A 3,762-nucleotide genomic window follows, 5' to 3' on the forward strand; every position below is an offset into this window, starting at 1 on the left:
AGACGCCGCCGCAGAACCGATACGGCTCCGTGGCAACCCGGAGAACTATACGCATCCGGCAGGGTGCCGTCAACCGCCCCCTGTCAAGATCTTTTGAGGCCCGTCGGCTTGGCGCTGCGTCGTCAGCGCTCTTGCAGCACCGTACGGATCACGTGCCGGGCGTTGTGTGCCATCGCCGGGTTCGTCTCGCGGTAGTACGGCAGCGCGATCAGTGCCTGCGAGAGTGTTCGCCCCCGGCCGCGGATCCAGGTCGCGTCGTCCACTCTCAGCACCTCACGGAAGACTTCCCTCGCCTTGGCCGGCAGCAGATTCCACGCTGGGAACAGATCACAGGCCGGATCGCCCGTCCCCAGGCAGCCGAAGTCGATTACCGAGGTCAGCCTGCCACCGTCCACCAGCAGGTTGCCCGGCATGAGATCCGCGTGCAGCCACACCGGGGGCCCGCCCCAGACAGGGGCCCGCAACGCCTCCTCCCACACGGCTGTGGCGGCGTCGCAGTCGACGCCCTCCTGCGGGATCCCGCGCAGCTCCTCGATCGCAGCCCGGGTCTCCGCGTCGAGCGAGGCGACCGGTCCTCCGCGGTGGGCCTGCGGGGCACCCGGCAGCGTGATGCTCCACATCGCCGCCACGAACTCCGCCAGGCCCTCGGCCAGCCGCACCGGCTCGCTCAGGGCTCCCGCTTCCGGGTTCTCCCCTTCCAGCCACCGGTACACGGACCACGGCCATGGGTACCCCTCCGCGGGCTCTCCGTACCCGAGTGCCTTGGGGACGGTCGTCGGCAAGTGAGGTGCGAGCCGGGACAGCCACATCCGCTCCTTCGGCACGTCGTCGGCCCCGCCCGGCACGAGCGGCAGCCGTACGACCATGTCATCGCCCAGCCGGTACATGGCGTTGACCGTCCCGCCGGACGGAAACCGCTTGATCGTCAGTCCCGCCCACTGCGGGAACTGGCCGGCGATCAGCCGCCGCACCAGGTCGCCGTCGATGGGATGTACGTCCGAAGGAATGTCACCCGTGTCCATGGCTCGCCATCCGACCGCCAGACACCGGCAAACGTCAATCACCCCTCCCACTGCCGTCTTCGTCGGCGCCGCAACCAGGGCTCTGCCGCTGGCGGTCACATGGAACATGGGCTGTACGGTCTCCCACCTACCCCGGTGGACGATGTGGCGTTCGCCGACCTACATCCGAGCGAGGCACCCGGGCAGCGCCGCGACGGCACCTTCTATGAGCCTTGTCGACCCTTCCTGAAAATGGACCCCCGGGCAGTCCGCGGATCTTGGCCCCCCCTCTTGACCTTGGAGGGCGCTGAAGGGGGAGAACTGAATGGGCAGAGATACGCCTGCTTCACAGGGCGGAGGAAGTGCCCATCAAGGAGATCGCGCCGCGGCTGTGGGTGGCCCGGAACACGGTTCGGGCCGCATTGCACTCCGGCCGTCCACCGAAGTACGAACGCGAGACCCGGGGCCAAGGTCGCAGACGCCTACGAGCCCCGGATGCGGGCCCTGCTGCAGGAGTGGCTGTGGATGCCGGCCCGGTGGTCGCCGAGAGGATGGGCTGGCCCCATTCGCTGCCGCCGCTGCGTAAGCGCCCCGCCCTGATCCGCCTCGAGCACGTGAGCATCGACCCGGTCGACCGGGTCACGAAGACGCTGATCTGGGACCGCGAAGCCGCGATCGGCGACACCAGGAAGGTCACCGCTCCGGAGGCGGCCTTCGCCGGCACTCTGGCCGCCAGGATCCAGCTCGCCCCACCACGGGATCCGAAGTTCAAGGGGTTGGTCGAGCGCAACAACCAGTACCTGGAGACCTCATTCCTGCCTGGCCGCCAGTTCGCCTCACTGCAGGACTTCAGCCAGCAGCTGGCGGACTGGCTCGCCCGCGCGAACGCGCGGACCGTCCGCTCGTTCCAGGGCCGCCCGGTCGACCTGCTGGAGACCGACTACCTGGCGATGATCCCGCTACTGCCGGTGGTACCGGCGATCGGGCTGAGTACTGAAGATGCCCATCGGCGCCTTCTGGGAGGAACTGGCCGAGCAGGCCCGTGACCAGAACTGGTCCCACAAGGAGCACCTGGGCGCCTTGCTGCGGCGGCAACTGGATCTCCCACCTCGTCAAGGCCCACCACTCCGGTCAACTGGAGGCGGAGCGAGGAAGGTCCGCCGCTACAACTTGATCATTATCGACGAAGTGGGATGTGCGCCACGAGGCGCTGATGGCACCAGATCGTGGCGGAGTCGCCGTAGTACTCGGAGGCCGGGAAAGTCGGTCACATGAGGAAGGGCGACAGCGTAATGACAGCAGGACTGCTGTCGGGAAGAAACGTTGTTGAACAACGACGCGCCGTCGACACCTTCGCTGAGCCTCTTCGCCGCCGAGCGACGGGTACTCGATCATCAGCTCAAGCTGCACCGATGGGAAAAACAGCTGGTCAGTGCGTTTCCGTGGGCCGAAGTTGTCGAGTTGCACGGTGGACTCGCGGAGACCCTCACAGGCACTCCGCGGGGAGAAGTCGCCTCCCCGCTGTTGGCCCACGTCTATCTCTCCGTCCTGGATCGGCACTTCTCGCGGATCTGGGATGAGGAGATGGCTCCGCCCTAGCGTCGGCGGTATCGACGCCGGACGGGGCGGCCGAACTTCCAGCTGGTGCATTACGCGGACGACTTCGTTGTGCTCGTGCACGGCACAAGGTCGGAGGCCGAGGCGCTCAAGGCGGAGATCGGTGAACTGCCGCCCCGCAGGCTGAAGATGACCCTCTCGGACGAGAAGACCCACATCATCCACATCGACGACGGCTTCGTCTTCCTCGGCTTCCACATCCAGCGGAGGCCCTTCGGCGGCGGCCGGCGCGTGGTGCTCACCATCCCGTCCAAGCAGGCTTTGGCGTCGGTGACGCACAAGATCAGGAAACTGACGGGGCGAAGCACCAGCTCGCTCTCGTTGGAGGAGGTGCTACGCACGGTCAACCCGGTCCTTCGGGGCTGGGCTGCCTACTTCCGCTACGGCGTCTCGAAGAGAACGTTCGCCTACCTCGGTTGGTACGCGTGGTGGCGGATGCTTCGGTGAATCCGCTACACGCACCCCCTGATGACCTGGAAGCAGTTGCGGCGACGCTTCTTCGGAGCGGACCGCATCAGGGAGGGCGGGCTCGTCCTCACCTTGACCGGCGGCTCCTACCGCTCCCGCCAACTACGCGAACTGCTGAACAAGGACAACGGCATCGGACGCCGGTGCGTCACAGCGACCACCAGCAATACAGCCGCTGGCCAGAAGCCTGAGCACGTTGGGCCAGACCGGCCAGAACTTCCAGGACGCCGACCGTGACCTCGACGCTGATCTGCCGGAGCTCGTCGGTCTTCGACCACGGCTCGGCAAAGCGGACGAGGTCGTCCTGCGCAGCCGATGCGAGGGCAGCCGTCAAGGTGTCCGTCAGGCTGACCACGAACGCTCCGTCGCTCTCCCGGTCGGACAACAGCTGCCCGGACCTGGGACGTCCACTGGCTTCCTCATAACTGCAGCTCGTCATGATGGCTTCGAGCTGGGCGATCGCGACGACCGGGTCGATGTTCTTGACCACCCCGGCCCGTCGAACATCCGCCGTGTCTGGCAGAGCTGGGTGGCAGGCGAGGCTGCGTCGCTGCTGTGACGCGGGGGGAACGATGAGGCGGAACGCAGAAAACCCCCGTGCCGAATGGCACGGGGGTTTTCCATAAAATTTGTTCGGCGGCGTCCTACTCTCCCACAGGGTCCCCCCTGCAGTACC

General features: G+C 66.8%; 4 protein-coding genes and 1 pseudogene. 3 read left to right on the top strand and 2 right to left on the bottom strand.

All coding sequences use genetic code 11. The annotated features are described in order from the left end of the window. Positions 1 to 122: 122 nt before the first annotated feature. A complete protein-coding gene (locus ACZ60B_RS42665) occupies positions 123 to 1,022 on the bottom strand; it encodes an aminoglycoside phosphotransferase family protein (protein ID WP_469397406.1) in 900 nt (299 codons plus the stop codon). 314 nt (positions 1,023 to 1,336) lie between these two features. Between ACZ60B_RS42665 and ACZ60B_RS42670 the strand changes: the two are divergent. The 3 genes and pseudogenes from ACZ60B_RS42670 to ACZ60B_RS42680 form a co-directional block, all read left to right on the top strand. Continuing rightward, positions 1,337 to 1,993: pseudogene (locus tag ACZ60B_RS42670) on the top strand (integrase core domain-containing protein); the annotation flags it as partial. 334 nt (positions 1,994 to 2,327) lie between these two features. Continuing rightward, positions 2,328 to 2,600, top strand: coding sequence for a hypothetical protein (locus ACZ60B_RS42675; protein ID WP_469397408.1), 273 nt, complete (start codon positions 2,328 to 2,330; stop codon positions 2,598 to 2,600). 75 nt (positions 2,601 to 2,675) lie between these two features. After that, the gene (locus ACZ60B_RS42680; RefSeq protein ID WP_469397410.1) at positions 2,676 to 3,065 is read left to right on the top strand and encodes a group II intron maturase-specific domain-containing protein; all 390 of its coding nucleotides are present in this window, start codon (positions 2,676 to 2,678) and stop codon (positions 3,063 to 3,065) included. A gap of 169 nt (positions 3,066 to 3,234) precedes the next feature. Here the strand turns inward: ACZ60B_RS42680 and ACZ60B_RS42685 are convergent, their stop codons facing one another. Continuing rightward, complete coding sequence (locus tag ACZ60B_RS42685) at positions 3,235 to 3,576, bottom strand: hypothetical protein (RefSeq protein ID WP_469397412.1); 342 nt, start codon at positions 3,574 to 3,576, stop codon at positions 3,235 to 3,237. Between the last annotated feature and the right edge of the window lie 186 nt (positions 3,577 to 3,762).

Source organism: Streptomyces sp. NPDC104096 (genome assembly GCF_055584385.1).